The sequence below is a fragment of the Arthrobacter sp. AG258 genome, assembly GCF_004364695.1.
Taxonomy (GTDB): Bacteria; Actinomycetota; Actinomycetes; order Actinomycetales; family Micrococcaceae; genus Arthrobacter.
The window spans coordinates 147,010-168,789 of record NZ_SOBI01000009.1 but is presented as its reverse complement, the minus strand read 5'-3'; the positions used below and the strand labels follow the sequence as shown (position 1 = coordinate 168,789).

At 67.2% G+C, this 21,780-nt stretch carries 18 protein-coding genes and 2 riboswitches; of the genes, 12 read left to right on the top strand and 6 right to left on the bottom strand.

All coding sequences use genetic code 11. The features are described 5' to 3' along the window. The 3 genes from DFO47_RS18095 to DFO47_RS18085 are packed head-to-tail and all read right to left on the bottom strand — an operon-like array spanning position 1 to position 4,382. Positions 1 to 1,647 carry a DNA repair helicase XPB gene (locus DFO47_RS18095; RefSeq protein ID WP_018762145.1) on the bottom strand — a complete coding sequence of 549 codons (1,647 nt, stop codon included), beginning with the start codon at positions 1,645 to 1,647 and terminating at the stop codon, positions 1 to 3. Positions 1,648 to 1,660: 13 nt separating this feature from the next. Continuing rightward, positions 1,661 to 4,138 carry a helicase-associated domain-containing protein gene (locus DFO47_RS18090; RefSeq protein WP_133832525.1) on the bottom strand — a complete coding sequence of 826 codons (2,478 nt, stop codon included), beginning with the start codon at positions 4,136 to 4,138 and terminating at the stop codon, positions 1,661 to 1,663. Positions 4,139 to 4,148: 10 nt separating this feature from the next. Further along, on the bottom strand, positions 4,149 to 4,382 hold the full coding sequence (locus tag DFO47_RS18085) for a hypothetical protein (RefSeq protein ID WP_026264694.1): 234 nt from the start codon (positions 4,380 to 4,382) through the stop codon (positions 4,149 to 4,151). Between the two features lie 223 nt (positions 4,383 to 4,605). Between DFO47_RS18085 and DFO47_RS18080 the strand changes: the two genes are divergently transcribed. Both DFO47_RS18080 and DFO47_RS18075 read left to right on the top strand, forming a co-directional pair. Further along, positions 4,606 to 4,989, top strand: coding sequence for a cold shock domain-containing protein (locus DFO47_RS18080; RefSeq protein ID WP_018762148.1), 384 nt, complete (start codon positions 4,606 to 4,608; stop codon positions 4,987 to 4,989). A 6-nt stretch (positions 4,990 to 4,995) separates the two neighbouring features. Next, positions 4,996 to 5,520, top strand: coding sequence for a DUF3027 domain-containing protein (locus tag DFO47_RS18075; RefSeq protein ID WP_133832524.1), 525 nt, complete (start codon positions 4,996 to 4,998; stop codon positions 5,518 to 5,520). Positions 5,521 to 5,595: 75 nt separating this feature from the next. Here DFO47_RS18075 and serC read toward each other — a convergent pair whose 3' ends face one another. Next, positions 5,596 to 6,726: a phosphoserine transaminase gene (gene serC, locus DFO47_RS18070; RefSeq protein WP_109863861.1), complete on the bottom strand. Its 1,131-nt coding sequence runs from the start codon at positions 6,724 to 6,726 to the stop codon at positions 5,596 to 5,598. Positions 6,727 to 6,998: 272 nt separating this feature from the next. Here serC and DFO47_RS18065 point away from each other — a divergent pair, with 272 nt between their 5' ends. The 9 genes from DFO47_RS18065 (at position 6,999) to DFO47_RS18025 (ending at position 18,192) form a co-directional block, all read left to right on the top strand. Beyond that, the gene (locus tag DFO47_RS18065) at positions 6,999 to 7,700 is read left to right on the top strand and encodes a metal-dependent transcriptional regulator (RefSeq protein WP_133832523.1); all 702 of its coding nucleotides are present in this window, start codon (positions 6,999 to 7,001) and stop codon (positions 7,698 to 7,700) included. Positions 7,701 to 7,808: 108 nt separating this feature from the next. Continuing rightward, positions 7,809 to 8,051, top strand: a riboswitch (cyclic di-AMP (ydaO/yuaA leader). A gap of 10 nt (positions 8,052 to 8,061) precedes the next feature. Beyond that, positions 8,062 to 8,883 (top strand): M23 family metallopeptidase, encoded by an 822-nt coding sequence (locus DFO47_RS18060; RefSeq protein ID WP_109863882.1) that lies wholly within the window; start codon positions 8,062 to 8,064, stop codon positions 8,881 to 8,883. 112 nt (positions 8,884 to 8,995) lie between these two features. Continuing rightward, a riboswitch (cyclic di-AMP (ydaO/yuaA leader) is annotated at positions 8,996 to 9,193 on the top strand. Between the two features lie 70 nt (positions 9,194 to 9,263). Next, on the top strand, positions 9,264 to 9,941 hold the full coding sequence (locus DFO47_RS18055) for a C40 family peptidase (RefSeq protein ID WP_109863860.1): 678 nt from the start codon (positions 9,264 to 9,266) through the stop codon (positions 9,939 to 9,941). 162 nt (positions 9,942 to 10,103) lie between these two features. Then, positions 10,104 to 10,871: an NlpC/P60 family protein gene (locus DFO47_RS18050; protein WP_133832522.1), complete on the top strand. Its 768-nt coding sequence runs from the start codon at positions 10,104 to 10,106 to the stop codon at positions 10,869 to 10,871. A gap of 268 nt (positions 10,872 to 11,139) precedes the next feature. Then, positions 11,140 to 11,640 carry an HNH endonuclease gene (locus DFO47_RS18045; protein WP_018762155.1) on the top strand — a complete coding sequence of 167 codons (501 nt, stop codon included), beginning with the start codon at positions 11,140 to 11,142 and terminating at the stop codon, positions 11,638 to 11,640. A 42-nt stretch (positions 11,641 to 11,682) separates the two neighbouring features. Further along, on the top strand, positions 11,683 to 12,687 hold the full coding sequence (locus DFO47_RS18040; RefSeq protein WP_243835532.1) for an NTP transferase domain-containing protein: 1,005 nt from the start codon (positions 11,683 to 11,685) through the stop codon (positions 12,685 to 12,687). After that, a complete protein-coding gene (locus DFO47_RS18035; RefSeq protein ID WP_133832521.1) occupies positions 12,684 to 14,126 on the top strand; it encodes a molybdopterin molybdotransferase MoeA in 1,443 nt (480 codons plus the stop codon). Before DFO47_RS18040 ends, DFO47_RS18035 begins: the two co-directional genes overlap by 4 nt. Positions 14,127 to 14,176: 50 nt before the next feature. Continuing rightward, the gene (gene fdhD / locus DFO47_RS18030; protein WP_026264696.1) at positions 14,177 to 15,061 is read left to right on the top strand and encodes a formate dehydrogenase accessory sulfurtransferase FdhD; all 885 of its coding nucleotides are present in this window, start codon (positions 14,177 to 14,179) and stop codon (positions 15,059 to 15,061) included. A gap of 98 nt (positions 15,062 to 15,159) precedes the next feature. Next, positions 15,160 to 18,192 (top strand): glycoside hydrolase family 38 C-terminal domain-containing protein, encoded by a 3,033-nt coding sequence (locus DFO47_RS18025; RefSeq protein ID WP_133832520.1) that lies wholly within the window; start codon positions 15,160 to 15,162, stop codon positions 18,190 to 18,192. Between the two features lie 210 nt (positions 18,193 to 18,402). On the opposite strand, the gene DFO47_RS18020 is transcribed toward DFO47_RS18025, so the two are convergent. Both DFO47_RS18020 and DFO47_RS18015 read right to left on the bottom strand, forming a co-directional pair. Beyond that, positions 18,403 to 19,137: a hypothetical protein gene (locus tag DFO47_RS18020; protein ID WP_018762160.1), complete on the bottom strand. Its 735-nt coding sequence runs from the start codon at positions 19,135 to 19,137 to the stop codon at positions 18,403 to 18,405. Beyond that, the gene (locus DFO47_RS18015; RefSeq protein WP_018762161.1) at positions 19,134 to 19,865 is read right to left on the bottom strand and encodes a hypothetical protein; all 732 of its coding nucleotides are present in this window, start codon (positions 19,863 to 19,865) and stop codon (positions 19,134 to 19,136) included. The genes DFO47_RS18020 and DFO47_RS18015 overlap by 4 nt, the downstream gene beginning before the upstream one ends. A 253-nt stretch (positions 19,866 to 20,118) precedes the next feature. On the opposite strand from DFO47_RS18015, the gene DFO47_RS18010 reads away from it, so the two are divergent. Further along, positions 20,119 to 21,780, top strand: coding sequence for an ABC-F family ATP-binding cassette domain-containing protein (locus tag DFO47_RS18010; RefSeq protein WP_018762162.1), 1,662 nt, complete (start codon positions 20,119 to 20,121; stop codon positions 21,778 to 21,780).

The following is a 21,780-nucleotide window of genomic DNA, read 5'->3' as shown; positions in this document are numbered from 1 at the left end:
CTATCCGGCAGCCTCCACGTCCTTGGCGTCCATGATCCGGTAGGCGTACCCCTGTTCGGCCAGGAACCGCTGGCGCTTCGCGGCGAACTCCTGGTCCAGGGTGTCGCGGGCCACCAGCGAGTAGAACCTGGCAGCCCGGCCGTCCTTTTTGGGCCGCAGCAGGCGCCCGAGCCGCTGAGCCTCCTCTTGCCGGGACCCAAAGGAGCCCGATACCTGGATGGCCACCGAGGCTTCGGGCAGGTCGATCGAGAAGTTGGCCACCTTGGACACCACCAGGGTCTGCAGCTCACCGGCGCGGAAGGCGTCAAAGAGCTTCTGGCGCACCTTCACCGAGGTATCGCCCTTGATCACCGGTGCCTGCAGGCGCTCGCCGAGTTCGTCCAGCTGGTCGATGTACTGCCCGATCACGAGCAGCTGCTCGCCGCTGTGGCGTGCCACCAATTGCTCCACCACCTGCGTCTTGGATTCGGAGGTGGCGCACAGCCGGTACTTGTCGGCGTCATCGGCCATGGCGTAGGCAACACGCTCGTCCTGCGGCAGGTCGACGCGAACCTCGACGCAGTCCGCCGGCGCGATGTAGCCCTGCGCCTCGATGTCCTTCCAGGGCGCGTCGTAGCGCTTGGGTCCGATCAGGCTGAAGACCTCGCCTTCGCGCCCGTCCTCCCGGACCAGGGTGGCCGTCAGCCCAAGGCGGCGGCGGGCCTGGAGGTCGGCCGTCATCCTGAAGATCGGTGCCGGCAGGAGGTGGACCTCGTCGTAGATGATCAGCCCCCAGTCGTGGCCGTCCACCAGTTCCAGGTGCGGATAGATGCCTCCGCGCTTGGTGGTGAGCACCTGGTAGGTGGCAATGGTGACCGGACGGACCTCTTTCATGGCGCCCGAGTATTCGCCCACTTCCTCTTCCGTGAGCGACGTGCGCCTGATCAGTTCGTCCTTCCATTGCCGCGCGGCAACGGTGTTGGTGACCAGGATGAGCGTGGTGGTGGAACCTGTGGCCATGGCCGCGGCCCCCACGAGCGTCTTCCCGGCACCGCAGGGCAATACCACCACCCCGCTGCCGCCCGCCCAAAAGTTTTCGCTGGCCAGTCGTTGGTAGGGGCGCAGCTTCCAGCCGTCCTCGTGGAGCGAAATCAGGTGCGGAGTTCCGTCTACGTAGCCGGCCAGGTCCTCGGCCGGCCAGCCGATCTTCAGCAGCAGCTGCTTGAGCTGGCCGCGCTGGGATGCGTGCACCACCACGGTTTCGCCGTCGATCCGAGGCCCCAGCAGCGGCGCGATCTTCTTGGCCCTGATGACTTCCTCGAGCACGGGGTAGTCATCGGTCCGCATTACCAGACCGTGGCGCGGGTCTTTCTCCAGGCGCAGCCGGCCGTACCGGGACATGGTTTCCGCGACGTCGACCAGCAGCGAATGGGGAACCGGAAAACGCGAGTATTTCAGCAGGGCATCCAGTACCTTTTCCGCATCCAGCCCGGCGGCGCGTGCGTTCCACAGTCCCAACGGGGTCAGCCGGTAGCTGTGCATGTGTTCCGGAGCCCGTTCCAGTTCGGCGAAGGGCGCGATGGCGTGCCGCGCTTCGGTGGCCAGCTCGTGGTCCACTTCGAGGAGGATGGTTTTGTCGCTTTGGACGATCAAGGGTCCGTCGGTCACGCGGGGAAGTCCTTTACTGCCGCAGTTCCTCGGCGGCTTCGATATCGATGATGCGGTGGACGGACAGGACCCGTTCCGTTTCCTTGGCGGGATCGAACACACGGACCCGTCCTCCGCTGACAGACAGCGGAACAACTACTTCCATGCTGGCATTCCCCAGGCTGTCCACCACGTTCATGTGGATCCGCTGCTTCAGCCGGATGGCCCGCTGCAGCGCCTCCAGCCCCAGCTGCGTGGCGGCTTCGCTGCCCGCGGCAGGTCCCTGGGAGTGTCCGACGGCGTCACGCGACTGCCGCAGCAGGTGCAGCTGGGCATCTACGTCCTCCGCCGCAGGCGCCAGCCGCGGAGCGGTATAGACAGGGCGGAGGCTTTCCTGCGCGGAGGGAGCGCGGCGGAGGTGGCCGGCTGGCTCGGTGCCGTCCACCGAGGGGGACAGGCCCAGGCTGCGGAGCGCGGCGGCAACGTCGCGTTGCGGGGCGGAGGACGACACGACGGTGGGGGCAAGCCGGACCAGTCCAAGCTGCGCCGCTTTCGGGCCGGCCAGCAGTCCGGCGAGCATCGCCTCATCGTCGCTCTGGATGAAGCTCGCTGCCTGGCCCACGCGCAGCCTGCCGTGCCGGGAGGCGGTGTCCTCCACCAGGTACTCCAACGGTTGCGGCACTGCGGTGGCCGAGTGCTCACGCAGGAAGCTCAGCAGGGCGGGGGCGTCGTAGCCGTCGTCGAGCGCCCGTTTGATGGACTCGGCGGAGAACCGGTAGATGGTAGCCGGGCCCTGCCCTTCGGCATCGGCCATGACCAGCAGTTTTTCCGTGAGCGCGGGGGCCAGGTAGCCCGGCGCGACGGCGGTAAGGTCCGCCTGCAGCAGCACGTGGTTCAGCGCTGCCGGGAGGTGCTCGCCAAGGATGGCAAGGGCGGCGTCGGGATTGTCTTCGGCGAAAGCGCTTCCGAGCTGGCTCAGCGCGCCGGATCCCACGAGGCCCAGCAGTTCGGCCTCTGCCAGGACGCCGCGGATCAGGGAACTGAACCGCCTTGCCATCCGCGGCTGTGACCATTCCGCCCGCTGGAGGACCGCGGCGGCATCGAGTACCGGGGCGGCGCCGTCCGGGGCGGATGCCTCGCACGTGAGTTCATGCAGGATTTCCAGGATGCGTTTACGGACCACCGGGGCATCGGGCCGCTGCGCTCCGGCGGACAGCGCGGCGATGGTGGTGCCGGACGCGGGCCGGGCAGCAGGTGTGCCGGGCGATGTACTGACCGGTTGGCCCACCATCGAGGGGACGCGCTCGCTGGCCAGCCAGGCGTTGACCAACCACAGCCATTGTTCCTGCCTCGGCAGGAGGAGCCACTCGAGCTGGGGCGGCTGCACCCAGCACGACGAGTCGACGTCGAGGCGGATCAGGCCTGCCAGGCCACACAGTTCAAGAAGCCGCCCCACCGCGCCCTGGTCGATCCGCAGCTGTTCGGAGAGCCGGCGCATTTCGCGTACCCCCACCCCGCCGCTGCGCAAGGTGGCCAGCGGCTGGTCCCGGACGGCATGCAGCAGTTCGGAGACGAGCCTCAGGGTCTCCGAAATCGCGCTCAGGGCCGCGTTCCTTCGCAGCGCTGCGGTGGTCCGGCCGAGCTCGGGGACGGGCGGCGCAAGGGTGAAGTCGTCGATGATGGCACCGCCGCGGAGCGCCAGCCCCACGCTGTGCGGCAATTCGACGTGCGCGGCGTCGAGCGGGACCAGCAGGCCGCGGGCAAGGAGCCAGTCCACCGGGCCGACGTCGGCCGGTTCCGTCAGGACCGAGGCTTTCCGTTGCGCCTGGGGGACGGCACCCATGGCCCAGTTCCGGAACCTGGCGAGCAGCGCCGTCGTCCGTTCCGGGGCTCCGGCGAGGATGTCCCGCAGCCCCTCCGGAGATGATGTCCAGTGCTGGAGGGCCAGTGCCGCGTCCATGGGGGTCGTGGCCTCGTGGACGGCGAAGCCGCTGCGGTGCAGTTCGGCAACCAGCGGTACTGCCCGTTGGGCGAACGCCGGCTGCAGGCGCACCAGTTCCGTGTAGCTGCGGCCCAGTCCGGCCGGGTAGATTCCCACCACGTCCTTGAGGGCGCCGGCCGGGAGGTAGAAGACATGTCCGGACGCTGCGGGCGGGGAGCCGTGCGGTGGTGCGGCCGGGTGCACCAAGGCAAGTTCCTGCAAGGTGCCAAGGATCTGTTGAATGGTGGCCAGGGACGAACCCCGGACCAGTTTTTGCAGGTTTTCCGCGGACGCGCTGTGGCCGGTGTCGGTGTTGGTGCACAGATGCAGGGTTTCGAGCACCTGCATCTGGGGCCGGTTGAGCCGTTCAAGGGCCCGTTGGACGCTGACCCGGGAGCTCGCCCGCGCTGCGAGTGCCGCGAAATCCGGCACCGAAGGGGAGATCAGGTCCGGCCGCGCGGCGAACAGTGCCCGCAACGAATCGTCGCTGCGTGCCTCCAGGTCCTTGCCGAGCGCACGAATGAGGGACATCAGTCCAACGTTACCGCGGCTCCCGCCTTCCCGCCCGCCGCCGGGCGGCCACGCCATCGAGGACCAGCAGGAGCATCAGGATGAAGGCCACCGGGAGGCCGTACAGCGCTGAGTACGTGACCCAGGTGGGAGCGACGGACCCCGCGAAGGCAAGCGCCATGACCGTTCCCACCGCTACCAGGGAAAGCAGGGCAATAACAGCTGCAAGCACCATCAGGGGCCGGCGGAAACGCAAGGGTGTCATGGAGGTAACGCTACAGCGGCGTCCGGCGTGCCGCTAAAGCCCCGGGCTTGCGCCCGGGGCGGAACAGTACGGCCGGAAGCATGATTAGGGCATGCGGCAGGATAACCTTGAAGCATACAGACCAACACGGTTTGCAGGGGCCATACCTTGAACCCGCACAACAATGCGGACGCGGTGGCACCTGGCCGTGTCTCATGACAGCAGAACGAAGAAGGTTGATTACGTGCCTACCGGCAAGGTCAAGTGGTATGACAAGGACAAGGGCTTTGGATTCCTCGCGGGCGAGGACGGCCAGGAGGTCTTCCTGCCCAAGTCGTCGTTGCCCGAGGGTGTAACGGAGCTCAAAGCCGGCACCCGCGTGGAGTTTGGCGTCGCGGACGGCCGCAAGGGCGCCCAGGCACTGGGCCTGCGGGTGCTGGACAAGACCCCGTCCATTGCCAAAGCAAAGCGTCCCAGCGCCAAGGACCTCGCGCCGCTGGTCCAGGACCTGGTGACCGTCCTGGACAACCTGTCCGGGACGCTGTCCAAGGGCAAGTACCCGGACGGCAACAAGGGCAAGGCAATCGCGGCCGCCCTGCGCAAGGTTGCCGACGAGCTGGACGTCTAGGCGCCGATGAACCCCCAAGCTGAACAACCGGGCGTGGCTCCACAGGAGCAGGCTGCCAAGGCTGCGCCAAAGCGCAAGGCCGGGGTTCCGGTATGGCGGACGGGCAAGCCTGACGCGTTCCTGGCAGCAGCCGTCGATGTTGCACGGGCCGCGGTTGAGGGCATCACGCCCGCTGCCACCATCGGGCCGCACCTTGGTGCCAAAAGCGAGGGCGACCGGCTGGTCACGCACTTGTTCGAGTCCCGGCTGGCCGGCTACGGCGGCTGGCAGTGGTACGCGGTGCTGACCCGCAACTCCCGATCCAAGGTGGTTACCGTCGATGAGCTGGGCCTGTTGCCGTCCGAAGAATCGATCCTCGCCCCGGAGTGGGTGCCGTGGGCCGAACGCGTGCGCCCCGAGGACGAGCAGCAGCAGGAACCCGAACAAGCCCGCCAGGAAGAGCCGTCCGCAACGGAGCAGGCGCCCGGGGATGAAGAGGATGCCGACGACGACGCGGAGCCTGCCGCCGGCGCCGCGGAGCCAAAAGACTAGGCAAGAATTTTCCGCCACACGCGAAAGGCGCCGTCCGGGGGTTATCCCGGGCGGCGCCTTTCGCGTGTGCCTGGACTACTTGCGGAGCTCGCCCACCACATAGTCGATGCTGGACAGCAGTGCCGAGACGTCGTCGGGCTCGATGGCGACGAAGGTGGCGATGCGCAGCTGGTTGCGGCCCAGCTTCCGGTAGGGCTCGGTGTCCACGATGCCGTTGGCGCGCAGGACCTTCGCCACCGTTGCCGCGTCCACCGACTCGTCAAAGTCGATGGTGGCGATGACGTTGGAGCGCTCCTCCGGGTTGGCCACAAACGGGGTGGCGAACTCCGAGGCGTCAGCCCAACTGTAGATGCGGCCGGCGGAATCGGCGGTGCGGGCAGAGGCGAAGTCCAGGCCGCCGTTGGCGTTCAGCCACTGGACCTGGGCGTCAAGGGTTACCAGGGTGGACAGCGACGGGGTGTTGTACGTCTGGTTCAGCCGTGAATTGTCGATGGCGGTCTGGAGGTCCAGGAAGTCCGGGATCCAGCGGCCGCTTGCCTTGATGGCGGCAGCGCGCTCCAGGGCGGCGGGGGAGAAGAGGCCGAGCCAAAGGCCACCGTCGGAAGCGAAATTCTTTTGCGGGGCGAAGTAGTAAACGTCGCTTTCGGCAATGTCGACGTCCAGGCCGCCGGCAGCGGAGGTTGCGTCCACCAGGACCAGGGCGTCCTTGTCGGCGCCCGGCACCCGCTTGACCGGGGCGGCGACGCCCGTGGAGGTCTCATTCTGTGGCCACGCGTAGACGTCCACGCCCGCCTCCGCCTGCGCTGCAGGACGGGTGCCCGGCTCAGACTTAATGATCGAGGACGCTTCCAGGAACGGCGCCTTGTTGGTGGCGGAGGCAAACTTGGAGCCAAACTCCCCGAAGGACAGGTGCTGCGCCTTCTTGGACACGAGGCCGAAGCTCGCGATGTCCCAGAACGCGGTGGAGCCGCCCACGCCGAGGACCACCTCGTAGCCCTCGGGAGCACGGAAGAACTGGCTGAGTCCTTCGCGTACGGAGCCCACCAGGTTCTTGACCGGAGCCTGCCGGTGGGATGTGCCGAGGATAGTCTTCGACGCAGCGGACAGGGCATCGATCTGTTCCGGCCGGACCTTTGAGGGGCCGGCCCCGAACCGCCCGTCCTGGGGCAGGAGGTTGGCGGGAATCGTGATGCTGGTGTCGCTCACAGGTGCTCCATTCGGCGGGGACGAAAGCTGTGGTCCGGGTGGTTGGTGGCCGGGAGCCGGCCATGGCTGCAGTGCAAACCTTCCCCAATTCTGCCTGAAGCGCGCAGGGTGGCGGGAGCGGGCGGCGCCAATGTCCAGCCAATGAGACGCCGCAGGCGGCAGGCCCTATTCGGACTAAATCAAAATAGGCTAAACTCTTCCCCGGACTACGTCGCGGGAAGAGGCGATACGGTGGGACAACGCAAGGTACTGCGCTCGAGGAGCTGAGCTGGATGACGGATCTGATCGACACTACGGAGATGTACCTCAGGACCATCCTGGAGCTTGAGGAAGAGAACATCGTTGCCCTCCGGGCCCGTATCGCCGAACGCCTGCGCCACTCGGGGCCTACCGTTTCCCAGACCATCGGCCGGATGGAGCGCGATGGCCTGGTCGTCGTCTCCGGTGACAGGCACCTGGAACTGACCGACACCGGCCGCAAGCGTGCCACTGAGGTCATGCGGAAGCACCGGCTGGCCGAGCGCCTGCTGGCCGACGTGATCGGATTGGACTGGGCCTATGTCCATGACGAAGCCTGCCGCTGGGAACACGTTATGAGCGAACGGGTGGAGCGGCGCATCTACGAGATGCTGGACCACCCCACGGAGTCGCCCTACGGAAACCCCATCCCCGGCCTTGCCGCCCTGGGCGGAGAGCCCGGACCCGGGTTCGGCGACGGCGCCATCAGCCTGGTGGAGGCAATGAAGGCCTACGGGCCTGAATCGGCAGTGACCATCAGCCGGCTGGCGGAACCGATCCAGGTGGAGCCGGAACTGCTGACCCAGCTCGACGAGGGCGGTATCCGGCCCGGCGCGTCTGTCTCCCTGGAACGCGTCGGTGACTACATTTCGGTACGGGTGGCGGGAATCGAGGGCGCGCTGGAGCTGCCTCCCGAGGTGGCGGCACACGTTTTCGTCGCCGTGAACCAGGCCTGACGCCGCGTTTCCATACCCCACCCGGGGGATTCCAAGCAAAGATAACGGAATTGTTACCTAGGGTCTTAAGCCCCTATAGTGGAACCCAGCGTTGATACTTAAGCGTTACCTGATCCGGAGCCGAGCTCTGCCAGCGGGCCAGGTGTACGAGTCGTTACTGGCAGAGGCGGGGGAACCACAACCGGCAGCGGGGGACTGCCTTGGGGTGAAGTCCGTCAGCAGCAAGCCTCTCCAGTGAAGGATTCTTCCGGGAATATCCCTGTGTAGAAGTTTGCCCATGACGGACCGGGTCTTTGATCTCTCTGACCCGAATCCGACAGCTAACTCCGCAGGCTATTCCAGAGAGGAACCCTTCTTGACCATGCAGACCTCCCGGGGCCGCCGTCGCGCGGCGGGCCCCCCTGAGGCACCCCGGGTTGTCGAAGTAGCCGCCGCGGAGCGCCCCCGCGACCCGCAACGGGATGCACGCCGCCGCCGGGGTCCGTTCCGGCAAATCACCGACTTTGCCGCGGCCAGCGGCATCGGCCAAAAGGCTGGCATCGCCCTCGCCGCCACCGGCCTGGTGCTCACGGTGACCATGCCCGCCACCAGCCCCGTTATGGCGACGGATGCGGCCGGAATCGCACCCCAGGCCGCCTCCGCAGTCAGCCCCCAGCCCCAGATTTCCGCGGATGTAGGCGCCCAGATCGACTTCAGCCGCTCAGCCGTCGTAACGCAGGCGGACCCCGACGGGAAGCTGAAGCAACTGCTGAGCGCCCAGTCGGCCGGATCGGTAACGCGTGCGGCTTCCGCCGGGACCCTGGCCGCGCCGCTGGCATCCCTCGTGACCGCGTCGCCCTTCGGCTACCGGGTCAGCCCAATCACCGGCGGCACCGGAGATTTCCACCGCGGACAGGACTTCGTGGCACAGTGCGGGACGTCCGTCCTGGCAGCCGCAACAGGAACCGTGACCTTCGCCGGCTGGCACCAGTTCGGCGGTGGAAACCGGGTGGTGATCGACCATGGCAACGGCCTGGAGACCACGTACAACCACCTCTCGTCCTTCAACGTCAAGGTGGGCCAAACGGTCTCCCGCGGCGAAGTCGTGGCGTTGAGCGGGACCACCGGGGCGTCCACCGGCTGCCACCTGCACTTCGAAGTTCAGGTCAACGGCGAAGTGGTCGATCCGATGGGCTGGCTGTAACCGTTTGATTGCGCACTCCCAGATCGCCGTGACCCGCCGTGACCTGAATGTGACATTGAAGCAAAACTGCTGTACCGTCTAACTCGCGTCAACTTTTCCGAAGTTGACGCTCTTGAGTGGATTGCCTAACTCTGCCACCGCTCAAGGTCCGTTCGCATTTCATCGTCTGGCAGGGGCGGGGGAACCAATTTTGGCCTTCTGCGTTCTGGAAGGCCTTGGGGTTAAGTCATGAGCTTCCCAGGAAGCGAAGTGGCCGGGTGACTCCCATCCGAATCCGACAGCTCACCTCGCAGGCATTGGGAGAGGCTACCTTCGTGTCTTCACGCCATAATTCTGCGCGCCACCGTGCGCAAACGGTTCGCGCCAACCCCTTGGACGCCATGTCCAAGGCCGTAAGCGCCAATGCCGGGACCGTGGGCCGCCAGGCTGCCGTTGTGGCAGCGGCTTCAGGCCTCATCCTGAGCATGGGCCTGCCGGCCAACGCCGCGGACACCACTGCCGGCATCTCGGCCTCCACGGAGTCCGGTTCCGCGCAGACCGCCCTTGCTGTCACCGCGGCCCCCACGGCCACCGTTTCCTTCGAGCGTCCGGCGGTCAAGACCACCGCCGCCCCGAAGGTGGAAACCGTGCGCACCCAGTCCACCGCGTCCGCGGACCGCACCGCCACCACTGCCGGCCAGGAGGCGTCCAAGGCCGGACAGGCAGTGGAAGCCGTTTCGTCCGCAGCCACCTCGGGTATCGCCGCGATCGCCTACACCGGCATCGGCCACCCCTACGTCTGGGGCGGCACCACCCCCAACGGCTGGGACTGCTCCGGCTTCGTTCAGTGGGTCTACGCGCAGGCTGGAATCAGCATTCCCCGCACGAACGCGTGGAGCATCATGACCCCCACCTCCACCCCCCAGCCGGGCGACCTCGTGGTCCAGAACGGCGGCGCACACGTCGGCATCTACGTCGGCAACGGCATGATGATCAGCGCGCTCAACCCGTCGCAGGGAACCATGCTCCACTCTCCCGCAGCCACCGGTACTTCCACGTACTACCACCTGAACAAGTAGTTCTTGGGCTCCACGCTCCAAGGGCTATTTCTTTGCCCAAAGCTTTTTCGCTAGAAACCAACATCCCCGTTCGGGACGCGCCGGCGTACCCCCAAGATGCCGGCGCATCCAACCCCCTCGGACAGGCCACCGCGGTCCAGAGGAAAACGAAAGAGAGAACTGATGACGACTCGTGCTACCGCACGGCACCGCGCCGAGGTCACCAAAACCAACTCGATCGCGATCATTGCCAAGGCTGTCAGCGACAACGCCGGCGGCATGGGCCGCCAGGCTGCAGTAATCGCTGCAGCTTCCGGCCTGGTCCTGACCAGCGGCATCGCAGCCAACGCAGCCGACACCAACGTCAAGCGCGACTCGGCTCCGGCATCCGCCATGGAAGTTGAATCCGCCGTCGACGCTCCGATCTCAGCGGCTTCCACCATTGCCATCAGCTTCGAAAAGCCGGCCGTTACCACCTCTCCGGCACCGGCTCCCGAGCCCGAGGTTGCGGTGCAGGAAGCCGCTCCCGCTCCCGTTGCCCAGGCCGTTGCCGCTCCCAAGGTGACTGCCAAGGTTGCAACTGCCGATGCCACGGCTGCCCCCGCCGCCCAGGTTTCCGCCAGCGGAAAGGGTGCTGCCATCCTGTCCGCTGCCTACGCCCAGCTTGGCGTACACCAGGACTGCACCATGCTGGTGACCAACGCATTGGCTGCCGTCGGCATCCACTTCCACGACTGGCCCGCCGGTTACCTGTCATTGGGTGACAGGGTGTCCGCATCCCAGGCCCAGCCCGGCGACCTCATCTACTACGCCGACGGTGGCGGAGGAATGGCCCACATCGCCGTCTACGCCGGAAACGGGATGGCCGTCCACGGCGGCTTCAACGGCAACGACACCGTTGTGTTCAGCGCCAACGTTGGCTCCGGACCGGTCTTCATCCACGTTCGGTAACCACTGCCGCCCGCCGCACGCGGCGCCGCATAAGATGTGCCCGGAAGGACCCCTGCCCTTGAGGCGGGGGTCTTTTCCCGTTTAAATCCCGCCATTCTGCGTGCATCCCGGCTCCCGCCACCGGGGTGGGGATCCGGCCTCCGCGCATACCGATTACCTGATATTGCAATTCTCTGTTTACTCTTGTGATGTCGATCCATAGCCCGGACATGCCGAGGGCAGCCGGCCCTCGTGCCCCTGACGGGTGCGGCCGTGAAGAGGTACGTGCATGCGCACTCTCGTTCTGAATGCTGGATATGAACCGCTGGCGGTTATCACCTTCCGCCGGGCGCTGGTGCTTGTGCTCACAGGCAAGGCGAGCGTGGTGGCCGAGGGGGATGATCCCGTGGTGGGCCCCACTGACGTCCTGGGCCGCCCGTCCGTGATCCTCCTCAACCGCTACATCCGCCCGCGGTACAACCACTCAACGGCCGTCAGCCGCCGTGGTGTGCTTCGACGTGACGGGCACAAGTGTGCATATTGCGGAAAGGCAGCGCACACAATCGACCATGTCCACCCAAAATCGCGGGGCGGAGCCGATTCCTGGGAGAATCTCGTGGCTGCCTGCCTGCGGTGCAACAACGTCAAGGGTGACCATACCCCCGGCGAGATGGGATGGACCCTGCGCTTCGTGCCGGAGCCGCCGCACGGAACCATCTGGCAGATCAAGGAACTGGAGAAGCCAACCCCCGCCTGGGATCCATTCCTGCTTCCCGAGCGCGCCGCCTGACAAGCGGCTTCCAGGCCGGTTGCTGTTCGCTAGGCTGGGTGGGTGCAAACGGACCCGTTGATCTTTGACGCCCTGATCCTGGCGGGCGGCCGATCATCACGGCTGGGTGGAGTACCCAAGCAATCGTTGGTCCTCCGGGGAAGAACCCTCCTGGCATGGACCCTTGACGCCGCTGCCGGTGCCCGCCGCACGGTTGTTGTGGGCGACGTTTCCGCCGGCAGCCCTCCGTCCCGCGGGGCTGCCGATGAGGCCGGACCCGCCCAGGCCCTGCCGCCAGGCGTCCTGTCCTGCCGGGAGGAGCCGAAGTTTGCCGGTCCTGCCGCCGGGATCTCAGCCGGCCTCGATGCCCTTGCCACCTATGGGGGAGGGGCGCCCTTCACTCTGGTTCTCGCCTGCGACATGCCGCTGGCAGCCCGGGCGGTGGCGATGCTCCGGGACGCGGTGGCAGCTGCGGGCGATGGCCGGGGCGCCGTGGGCCGCTCGGCCGACGGCAGGGAACAGCCGCTGGCAGCCATATATAACACTGATGAGTTAAAAAGATCGTGCGGTGAGTTGTCCCGCCGGGACGCCCTGGTCAACGGCTCCGTGAGGTCCCTCCTTGCTAATCTGGACGTGCAGCTTGTCACAGTCCCAGCCGGGTCCACTGCCGACGTGGATACGTGGGGTGATGCTGCCACGCTGGGGATCGCCGCCGGGAGCCAGCGTGAAGACTTTGACCAAAACGTGCGGAGCCAACGTGGGAGGCAAGTCGTGAAAAGCCAGGACGAGACGCTGGAGGAATGGTGCAGGGCCCTACTCCAGGCATACAAGCTGGAGGACGTCCAGGTGGACGTGAACGCAGTGCTGTCCCTTGCCGGCGTCGCAGCCCACGCCGTGGTCCGGCCGGCTGCTCCACTCACCACGTTCATCGCAGGATTCGCCGCGGGGCTGGCTGCCGCACCGGGCAGGGAAATGGACACGGCGTCCATGGAAGCGGCGATGGCCGTGGCTCGGTCCCTGGCTGCCGACTACGAGAATGAAGCTGCCGCCGGGACCCCCGGCGAATGACGGCAGAACCCCGCGACTGGCCGGAGGTCCCACCTGCCGACGAGCCCGAAGCACCACAGGGGACCGCCGGGCACGAAACACCTGGACCGGAAACCACGGAACCGGAGGCTGAAACCAGCGGGCACCACCTGGCGCACACCTGGGAAGAAGCCCGGCAGGCTGCGTTCGATGCGGCCACCCCGATCCCGGCAGGGCCGGTGCCGCTGCGCATGGCCCTCGGCCGCAGGCTCGACCAGGACATCCTGGCACTCCAGGACATGCCGCACTATGCGTCCTCAGCCATGGACGGCTGGGCGGTCAACGGCAGCGGCCCCTGGATTCCGGTGGACCCCGGGAACCGCCTTGCCCCGCACCAAGCAAGCATCATCGTTACGGGAGGCCTGATCCCGGCCGGAGGCAAAGCGGTCCTGAGGACCGAGAATGCGGTCCTGGCCACGGACGACGAGGGACTCCCGCTGCTGATGGCCGGAGGAAAGGCGCGCCCGGGGGAACCTCGCGCCGGTGAGCACATCAGGAAAGCGGGCGAAGAGGCCCTGGAAGGGGACGTCCTGGTCAAAGCCGGCGTGGACCTCAACCCCGCACACCTGGCACTGGCCGCACTGGCCGGACACGATGAACTCCAGGTTCAGGGAAAGCCCGTGGTGCGCCTCGTCCTGACAGGCTCCGAGGTGGTGGACTCAGGAACCCCCGATCCGGGCAAGGTGCGGGATACCTTTGGGCCCCAGCTGCAGGACGTCGTAGCGATGCTGGGTGGCATACCGGGCGGCCAGCAGCGAATCGGCGACTCCTACGAGGAATGGCTTGCGGCGCTCGAAGACGTTGTGCCGGACGCGCCGGACCTGCCGGCCGACGTCGTCATTACCACCGGAGGAACCGGGCGCTCCGGGACCGACCACTTCCGCCGGGCCGTGGCTGAACTTGGCGGCCGGCTGGTCATCGACGGCGTGGCCATGCGTCCGGGGCACCCCGCCGTCCTTGCCGAACTTCCGGACGGCCGCTTTGTCCTGGGCCTCCCGGGCAACCCGCTCGCGGCCATGATGGCATTGTCCACTGTGGGCGCACCACTCCTCGCAGCGCTGGGCCACGCCGCCATGCCCGCCGTCCAGGAGGTGCCGTGCGGCACCATGATCGAACCGGACCCGGGGCGCACCCGGCTGATGCCGTTCCGGCTGCTGTACGGCATGGCGTCGCCGGCCCAGCACACAGGACCGGGAATGATGCGGGGACTGGCTGCCGCCGACGCCGTCCTGGTGGTACCGCCGCACGGCGTGCAACTGGGGGAGCCGGTGCCGGCCTTCGCACTGCCCTGGGGGCCGCCCCTCCCGCCGCCCGCGGACGCGGCGGCCAAGCCCAAGCCCCGAACCGCCGGACGGACCGGGCAGCCCAAGGGCAAGCCCGCACCCAGCGGCCCCGTCGACTGGAGCGCGCTGCTGGACTGAGCCGGGCGCCGAAAGTGCCATGATGGAGTCATGACGAGGCAGGCTGGAACATGGGACGCGTAACCCAGCGCCGAAAGGTGCACAAATTCGTACTGGATGGATCGCCGGGCGCCCTGGAGTACCCGGTCCGCCACCGCGAAGACGTCCTCGCGGTGGAGGAGCCGCTGGAAATCCGGCTCGGCAGGCTTTCCTACTCGGTGACCATGCGGACTCCCGGGGACGACTTTGACCTCGTGGCCGGATTCCTGGTGTCCGAGGGCGTCATCTGGGCTCCGGAGCAACTGGTATCGCTGCGATTCTGTGCCGGCGAGGACGAGGACGGCGTCCAGACGTTCAACGTGGTGGAGGCCCAGCTGCGGCCCGACGTCGAGGTTCCGGATACCGGGCGTAAGGTCTACACCTCAAGCTCCTGCGGCATCTGCGGAACCGACTCCATCGATGCGGTCCAAAAGTCCTCGCACTTCAGCCCGCAGTCGGATCCGCTGAGAGTCGATGCGGAGGTCCTGGCGTCGCTGCCCGGGCTGCTGCGGAAATCCCAGCGCCTCTTTGACGATACCGGCGGAGTGCATGCCGCGGGCCTCTTCAGGATTGGGGACGACGGCGAGCCGCGCCTCCTGTGCCTGCGCGAGGACGTAGGGCGGCACAACGCCGTGGACAAGGTGGTGGGGTGGGCGTTGCGCGAAGGCCTCCTGCCGCTGACCGGCACAGTCCTGCAGGTGTCCGGACGGGCGTCCTTCGAACTGGTGCAGAAGGCATCCCTCGCCGGGATACCCGTCCTGGCCGCCGTCAGCGCACCGTCGAGCCTTGCCGTGGAGCTGGCCGAGGCCAACGGGCTGACCGTGGCGGGCTTCAGCCGGGGCTCGAGCTTCAACGTCTACTCCGGTGAAACCCGGATCCTGCGACCGGAAGCCGCCGTCCCGCAGGCTCAGGGGTGAACGTCCGGCTCGAGGGGTTGGATGCCGCGAAGCCAACGGGTAGATTTGTCCATCGAATGGACACAATGATCCAGTTCCAAGCTTAAAGAGGACCAATATTGCATGACGACCGCAGGATCACGGAAGTCCGCCTGGCAAGGTTTGTGCGCGAGCGCATCACCCCGGCCGTCTACAGCAGGACGGTTCCGCTTGCCCTGAGCAGCTGGGAAGTTCCCGGCGAGCCGGTCCCTGCGCTGGAAGCGATGCGGCAGCAGTTCCAGCCGCAGGAACACGGCGCGCCCTGGGGCAAGCCATGGGGGACCACCTGGCTGCGGCTTCAGGGCGAGGTGCCGGAATCGTGGGGCGGCGGCCCGGACACCACCCTGGAGGTGGTGGTTGACCTCGGGTTCACCACGGAGGCGCCCGGATTCCAGTGCGAGGGAATCGCCTGGCGTTCAGACGGGTCCATCATCAAGGCAATCTCACCCCGCAACCAGTACATCCCGCTGAAGCTCCTGGGCAGCGGCATGGCCGTGGACTTCTACGTGGAGGCCGCTGCGAACCCCGACATGGCGCAGGGCTGGACCTTCGCGGCCACTCCGCTCGGCGACAAGGCAACAGCCGGCGGAGCGCCGCAGTACCGGCTCGGTACCATCGCCATCGCCGAACTGAACCAGTGCGTGTGGGAACTCCAGCAGGACATCTGGACCCTGTCCGGCCTGATGGAACAGCTGCCCTTGGAACTGCCGCGCCGCCACGAGATCCTCAGGGCGCTGGAACGCATGATGGACGTCATGGACCCGGACAAGGTCGCCGGGACTGCGGCGGCAGGGCGTGAGGCCCTCGCCGAGGTCATGCGCCGGCCGGCGTACGCTTCCGCCCATCAGCTGGTGGCCACCGGGCACGCGCACATCGACTCGGCGTGGCTTTGGCCCGTTCGCGAAACCATCCGCAAGTGCGCCAGGACGTTCTCCAACGTCGTGGCCCTGATGGACGAGAACCCGGACTTTGTCTTCTCCTGTTCCTCCGCGCAGCAACTGGCCTGGATCAAGGAGTACTACCCGGAATTGTTCGGGCGGATCCGCGAGAAGGTGCGCGCCGGCCAGTTCGTTCCGGTCGGCGGCATGTGGGTGGAATCGGATACCAATATGCCCGGCGGCGAAGCGATGGCCCGGCAGTTCGTGGAGGGCAAGGGCTTCTTCCTTTCCGAGTTCGGCATCGAGTGCAGGGAAGCCTGGCTGCCGGACTCGTTCGGGTACAGCGCGGCGCTTCCCCAGATCGTCAAAGCGGCAGGCAGCCGCTGGTTCCTCACGCAGAAGATCTCCTGGAACCAGACCAACAGGATGCCCCACCACACCTTCAACTGGGAGGGGATCGACGGCACCCGGCTGTTCACCCACTTCCCGCCGGTGGACACCTATAACTCGGACCTCAGCGGCCGCGACCTGGCCCACGCAGAACGCAACTACCGGGACCACGGACGCGGCACCGTGTCCCTGGTGCCGTTTGGCTACGGCGACGGCGGCGGCGGTCCCACGCGGGAGATGCTGGCTGCCGCGGCCCGCACCCGGGACCTTGAAGGTTCGCCCAAGGTGCGGATCGGGTCGGCGGAGAGCTTCTTCCGGCAGGCCGAGGACGACTACCAGGGGCTGCCCGTCTGGGTGGGCGAGATGTACCTGGAACTGCACCGCGGCACCTACACCAGCCAGGCGCGCACCAAGAAAGGCAACCGGCGCAGTGAGCACCTGCTGCGCGAGGCGGAGCTGTGGTGCGCCACGGCTTCGGTCCGTACCGGCGGCGACTACGAGTACCCCGCAGCTGAACTCCGGCGGCTTTGGCACTTGGTGCTTCTGCAGCAGTTCCACGACATCCTGCCGGGCAGCTCCATTGCCTGGGTGCACCAGGATGCCGAGCGGAACTACCGGGCCATCGACACCGCCCTCGAAGCAATCATTGGCCAGGCGGCATCAGCCATGCTGGGTGCGGGCGAACAGGAGTTCCTGCTCAATGCGGCTCCGCACGCGCGGCAGGGTGTTCCGGCGCTCGCCGCGGCCACGCCCGTGGCCGCGACGGACGCCGTACAGGCCACCCGGGACGGCGACTGCTGCATCCTGGACAACGGCATCATCCGCGCAGTGGTGGACGCCGACGGGCTGCTGGTCTCCCTCCGCGACCATGCCACCGGCCGGGAGGCCATCGCCCCCGGCCAGCGCGGCAACCTGCTGGAGCTGCACCGGGACACGCCCAACGAATGGGATGCCTGGGACATCGACGAGTTCTACCGCCGGAACGTCACACCGTTGCGGCACGCGGAATCGGTCCGGCTGTCCACCGACGGGGCGGCCGCCGTCGTCGTCGTGGACCGGCTGGCAGGCACCTCGCCGCTCACGCAGCGCATCACCCTGGCGCCCGGCAGCCCTTCACTGGAAATCACCACCACCGTCGACTGGCAGGAGCGGGAGAAGCTGCTCAAGCTGGGCTTCGCCCTGGATGTGAGGGCCGATCGGTCCGCAGCGGAAACCCAGTTCGGCCATGTCTTCCGGCCCACCCACACCAACACTTCCTGGGAGGCCGCCAAGTTCGAAATCTGCGCCCACCGGTGGATCCACGTGGGCGAGCCCGGCTATGGGGTGGCAGTTTCGAACTCTTCCACGTACGGCCTTGATGTGGGCAGGAGCGTCAGGGACACCGACGGGGGAACCACCACGACGGTGCGTTTGTCCCTGTTGCGGGCACCCAAGTTCCCCGACCCCGACGCCGACCGCGGCCGCCACGAATTGACCGTGTCCATCCGCCCGGGCGCCGGCATTGCGGACGCCATCGAGGAGGGATACCGGACCAACCTGGCGCCCCGGCTGGTTCGCGGTGCGGCGCCGGTGGAGCCTTTGTTCACGGTCAGCAATCCTGCGTTGGTGGTCGAAGCGGTCAAGTGTGCGCAGGACGGCTCCGGCGATGTGGTGGTGCGGCTCTATGAGTCCCTGGGCCAGCGCTCAGCCGGGCGTATCACCGCCAATTTCCCGGTTAGTGGAGTGGTGGCCACGGACCTGCTGGAGCGGGCAGGTGACGCGCCGGGAGTTGATCCGGACGGAAGCGGGGCCGTACTCAGCCTGCGGCCGTTCCAGCTGGTCACCCTGCGCTTCACCCGGCAATAGCACCTGCACGGCCGGGTACAGAGCCCTTAAACAGGCTGAGTGGGGGCGGTCCCCAACGATCCGCCACCACTCATCCCCCCAATGTGTGCGAAGGCATCTTGGACGTCCCGGCGATTCAGAATTTATCCCCGTTCAAAAGCGCCTGGCCCGCCCGCCTTCACACATTCATGATTGTGTCACACGCTAATGATTTTGTGAAAGCGGAAAAGGTCACATTTCGGTAGATGTCTTTCGGGACCCCGAATGCCGGTTGACGATCCGGGCTGTCCAGATCAGGGCCAGGCCGACGACGTAGCAGAGGACTGCCGAGTAATTGATGATGAATTCCGCCGCGCTCATCGACGGCGGGATCAAGGGAAAGAGCAGGGTCAGCGCAACGGCCGCCCCGCCCAGTGCCAGCAATCCGGCGGCAATCCGCACCAGGAGGGGCAGGCGTTCCCGCACTGCGCGCACCATCGGCGGAACCAGGGCGAGTGCAACGAACGCGGGGTACGCCCGGCCGGCGGCGCCGTAATACTCGACGAGGGCGGAGTTGCGTCCGCCCTTGGCGGAAATGGCCATCAAGCCGGCGGAGGAGCCCGACGTGTCCATCAGCAGGAACAGGGCAACCATTACGGCGGAGATGGTGAGCAGGACCATGAGCCCGGTCTTTCCCGTGATCAGCCGGTAGGCGCCGTCCGCCCCGAAGCCCCTGGAGACGCGGATGCCCAGGAAGAAGATGGCGCCGAAGACGACGAAGCGCAGCAGCAGGTTGGCCAGGTTGATTCCGCCCATCGCCTGGTCGATGACGAGGTAAGGGCCTTGGATGCTCAAGAGGATGGCAAGCGTCATCAGAGCGAAGATGCCGAACAGGGAACGGTTTTCGCCGCGGAGGGCACTGGGAATGCGTGCTGCGGCGACGAGGCCGCAAATGGCCAGCGTGCTCCACTGGAGAGTCTCGATCATCCCAGGTTCTCCCATATTTTTTCCGTTTGCGCCTGGTCATGTTCATGCCGGCGCAGCACTTTGCCCAGGGCCTGCAGCCGGTCTCCCGCGAGCACGGTGAGTTCACCGTCGGAGAGGCTGTCCAGTGCGGCCTGCCGGGCCCCCGCGGGCCAGCCGGCTTCCTCCTCGGTGACAAGTCCCGTCGCCACCAGGCCGCCCACGGGGCCCACCCCCGCCGCCACGGCGGTGGCCATGGCGAGTTCGGGGGAGAGCCGGTTGGCCGTCAGCTGGGCTGAATAGTTTTGCGGAGCCACCCCGGTGCTGGCCGACACCCGCTGCCGGACCTCGCCGTCGTCGATCGCATCAACCCAGTTCTTCACCGAAGTGGCGTGCGGGGCCGGGCCCAGGGCGGGTGCGGCAGCTCCTGGGGCAGGGTCCATGGCGGACCGGGACAGGAGGGCCCGCAGGAGATCGGGCGTGGAAATCTGGCTTACCAGCTCACACTTCGTCGGGGGGTGGGGTGGGCCGGCCAGGACGCGGTAATCGTCGAAGACGGCCAGCGAAGCGACCGGATTCGCGTGATAGGCGCGGCTGATGCTGACCACGGTGTGGACGGCCACCTTTCCCCGGACCAGCTGCTGGGCGAGGGTGGTGCGCTTGATCCCGGAAACCCGGCAGACGTCCGCAGTGCTGGCATCGGGGGCGATGCTTTGCAGCCAGCGTTGAAACGCCTTGGCGGGAATGGTCATGGAAAGCCCTCTGCAGAACGTATGGTGGTGTGGATAACTTTACCGTGCCGGCCGGCCCGGACCCGTGCCGCGGATTTTGCCCGCGCCCCACATTCGTCTATAGTTGATGGTCGAGCCCGTTGGTCCGTACACCCCCCAAGTCCGGACCAGCGGGTTCTTCTATGTCCTGCAGCCCCAGCGGCGCCGCGGCCCCGTAACCGCTGCTGCGCCGGCCGCATATTGGCTGCCCGGGCAGTGGCGAAAGGACGAATCAATGACTGCAACCCTCGTTGCCAAGGATGTTTCCGGCGGCCACGGCCACCGTGTGCTCTTCTCCGGGCTTTCGCTGACGGTCGCCCCGGGCGACGTCGTCGGGGTGGTGGGAGCAAACGGCGCCGGGAAGTCCACCCTGTTGCGCCTCCTCGCCGGCGTGGACCAGCCGCAGGACGGTTCGATCAGCCTGGCCCCCGCCGACGCCTTCGTTGGCTGGCTGCCGCAGGAGCACGAACGCCTCTCCGGTGAGACCGTGGCCGGCTACATTGCCCGCCGGACCGGCTGCGCGGAAGCGACCCTGCAGATGGAAACCACCGCGGAGGGCCTGGGTTCCGGCGAACCCGGGGCCGACGATGCCTACTCACGGGCGTTCGACCGCTGGATGGCCTCCGGCGCTGCGGACCTCGATGACCGCATTCCGGCTGCGCTCGCCGACCTCGGGCTGGACGCCGGCCCGGATGCGCTGATGACCGGACTGTCGGGCGGCCAGGCCGCCCGGGTCGCCCTTGCCGCGCTGCTGCTGAGCCGGTTCGACGTGGTGCTGCTCGATGAGCCGACGAACGATCTGGACCTCGCCGGTTTGGCCACCCTGGAAAACTTCGTCCAGGGGCTTCGCGGCGGCGTGGTGCTGGTCAGCCACGACCGTGAGTTCCTGGCCCGCTGTGTGACGCGCGTGGTCGAGCTGGACCTTGCCCAGAACAGCGTGGCCGTTTACGACGGCGGCTACGACGCCTTCCTCGAGGAACGCGCCGTGGCCCGACGGCACGCCCGCGAGAAGTACGAGGACTTTGCCGCCACCAAGGCAGACCTGGTGTCCCGTGCACGGACCCAGCGCGAGTGGAGCTCCCAAGGCGTCCGGAACGCCATGAAGAAGAGCCCGGACAACGACAAGATCCGCCGGGCCGCCAGCACGGAGTCCTCGGAGAAGCAGGCCCAAAAGGTCCGGCAAATGGAGTCCCGCATTGCCCGGCTGGACGTGGTGGAGGAGCCCCGCAAGGAGTGGCAGCTCCAGTTCAGCATCGGCCAGGCACCCCGCTCCAGCGCCGTCGTCGCCACGTTGCGCGGGGTGGTGGCCCGCCAGGGGGACTTCACGCTGGGCCCGGTGAACCTCCAGCTCAACGGCGGGGAACGCATCGGGATTACCGGGCCCAACGGCGCCGGGAAGTCGACCTTGTTGCGGCTGCTGCTGGGCACCCAGGAACCGGACGACGGCGAAGCCTCCATGGGTGCCTCCGTCGCCGTCGGCGAAATCGACCAGGCCCGCGGGCTGCTTGACGGTGCCCGGCCCCTGGGCGACGCCGTGGAGGCCGTCCTGGCCGATTGGAACAGCGCCGACGTCCGCACCCTCCTGGCCAAGTTCGGCCTCAAGGCGGACCACACGTCCCGGAGCGTGGATTCCCTGTCGCCCGGAGAACGGACCCGGGCAGCTTTGGCGCTGCTCCAGGCCCGCGGGGTGAACCTGCTGGTCCTGGACGAACCCACCAACCACCTGGACCTGCCCGCCATTGAGCAACTGGAAGAGGCCCTGGAAAGCTACGACGGCGCCCTGTTGCTGGTCACCCACGACCGCAGGCTGCTCGAAAATGTTCGGCTCGACTCACGGTGGCACCTGGAAGACGGCAAGGTCCAGGAGCTCCACCACACTGCAAGCCAGGAGAAATAA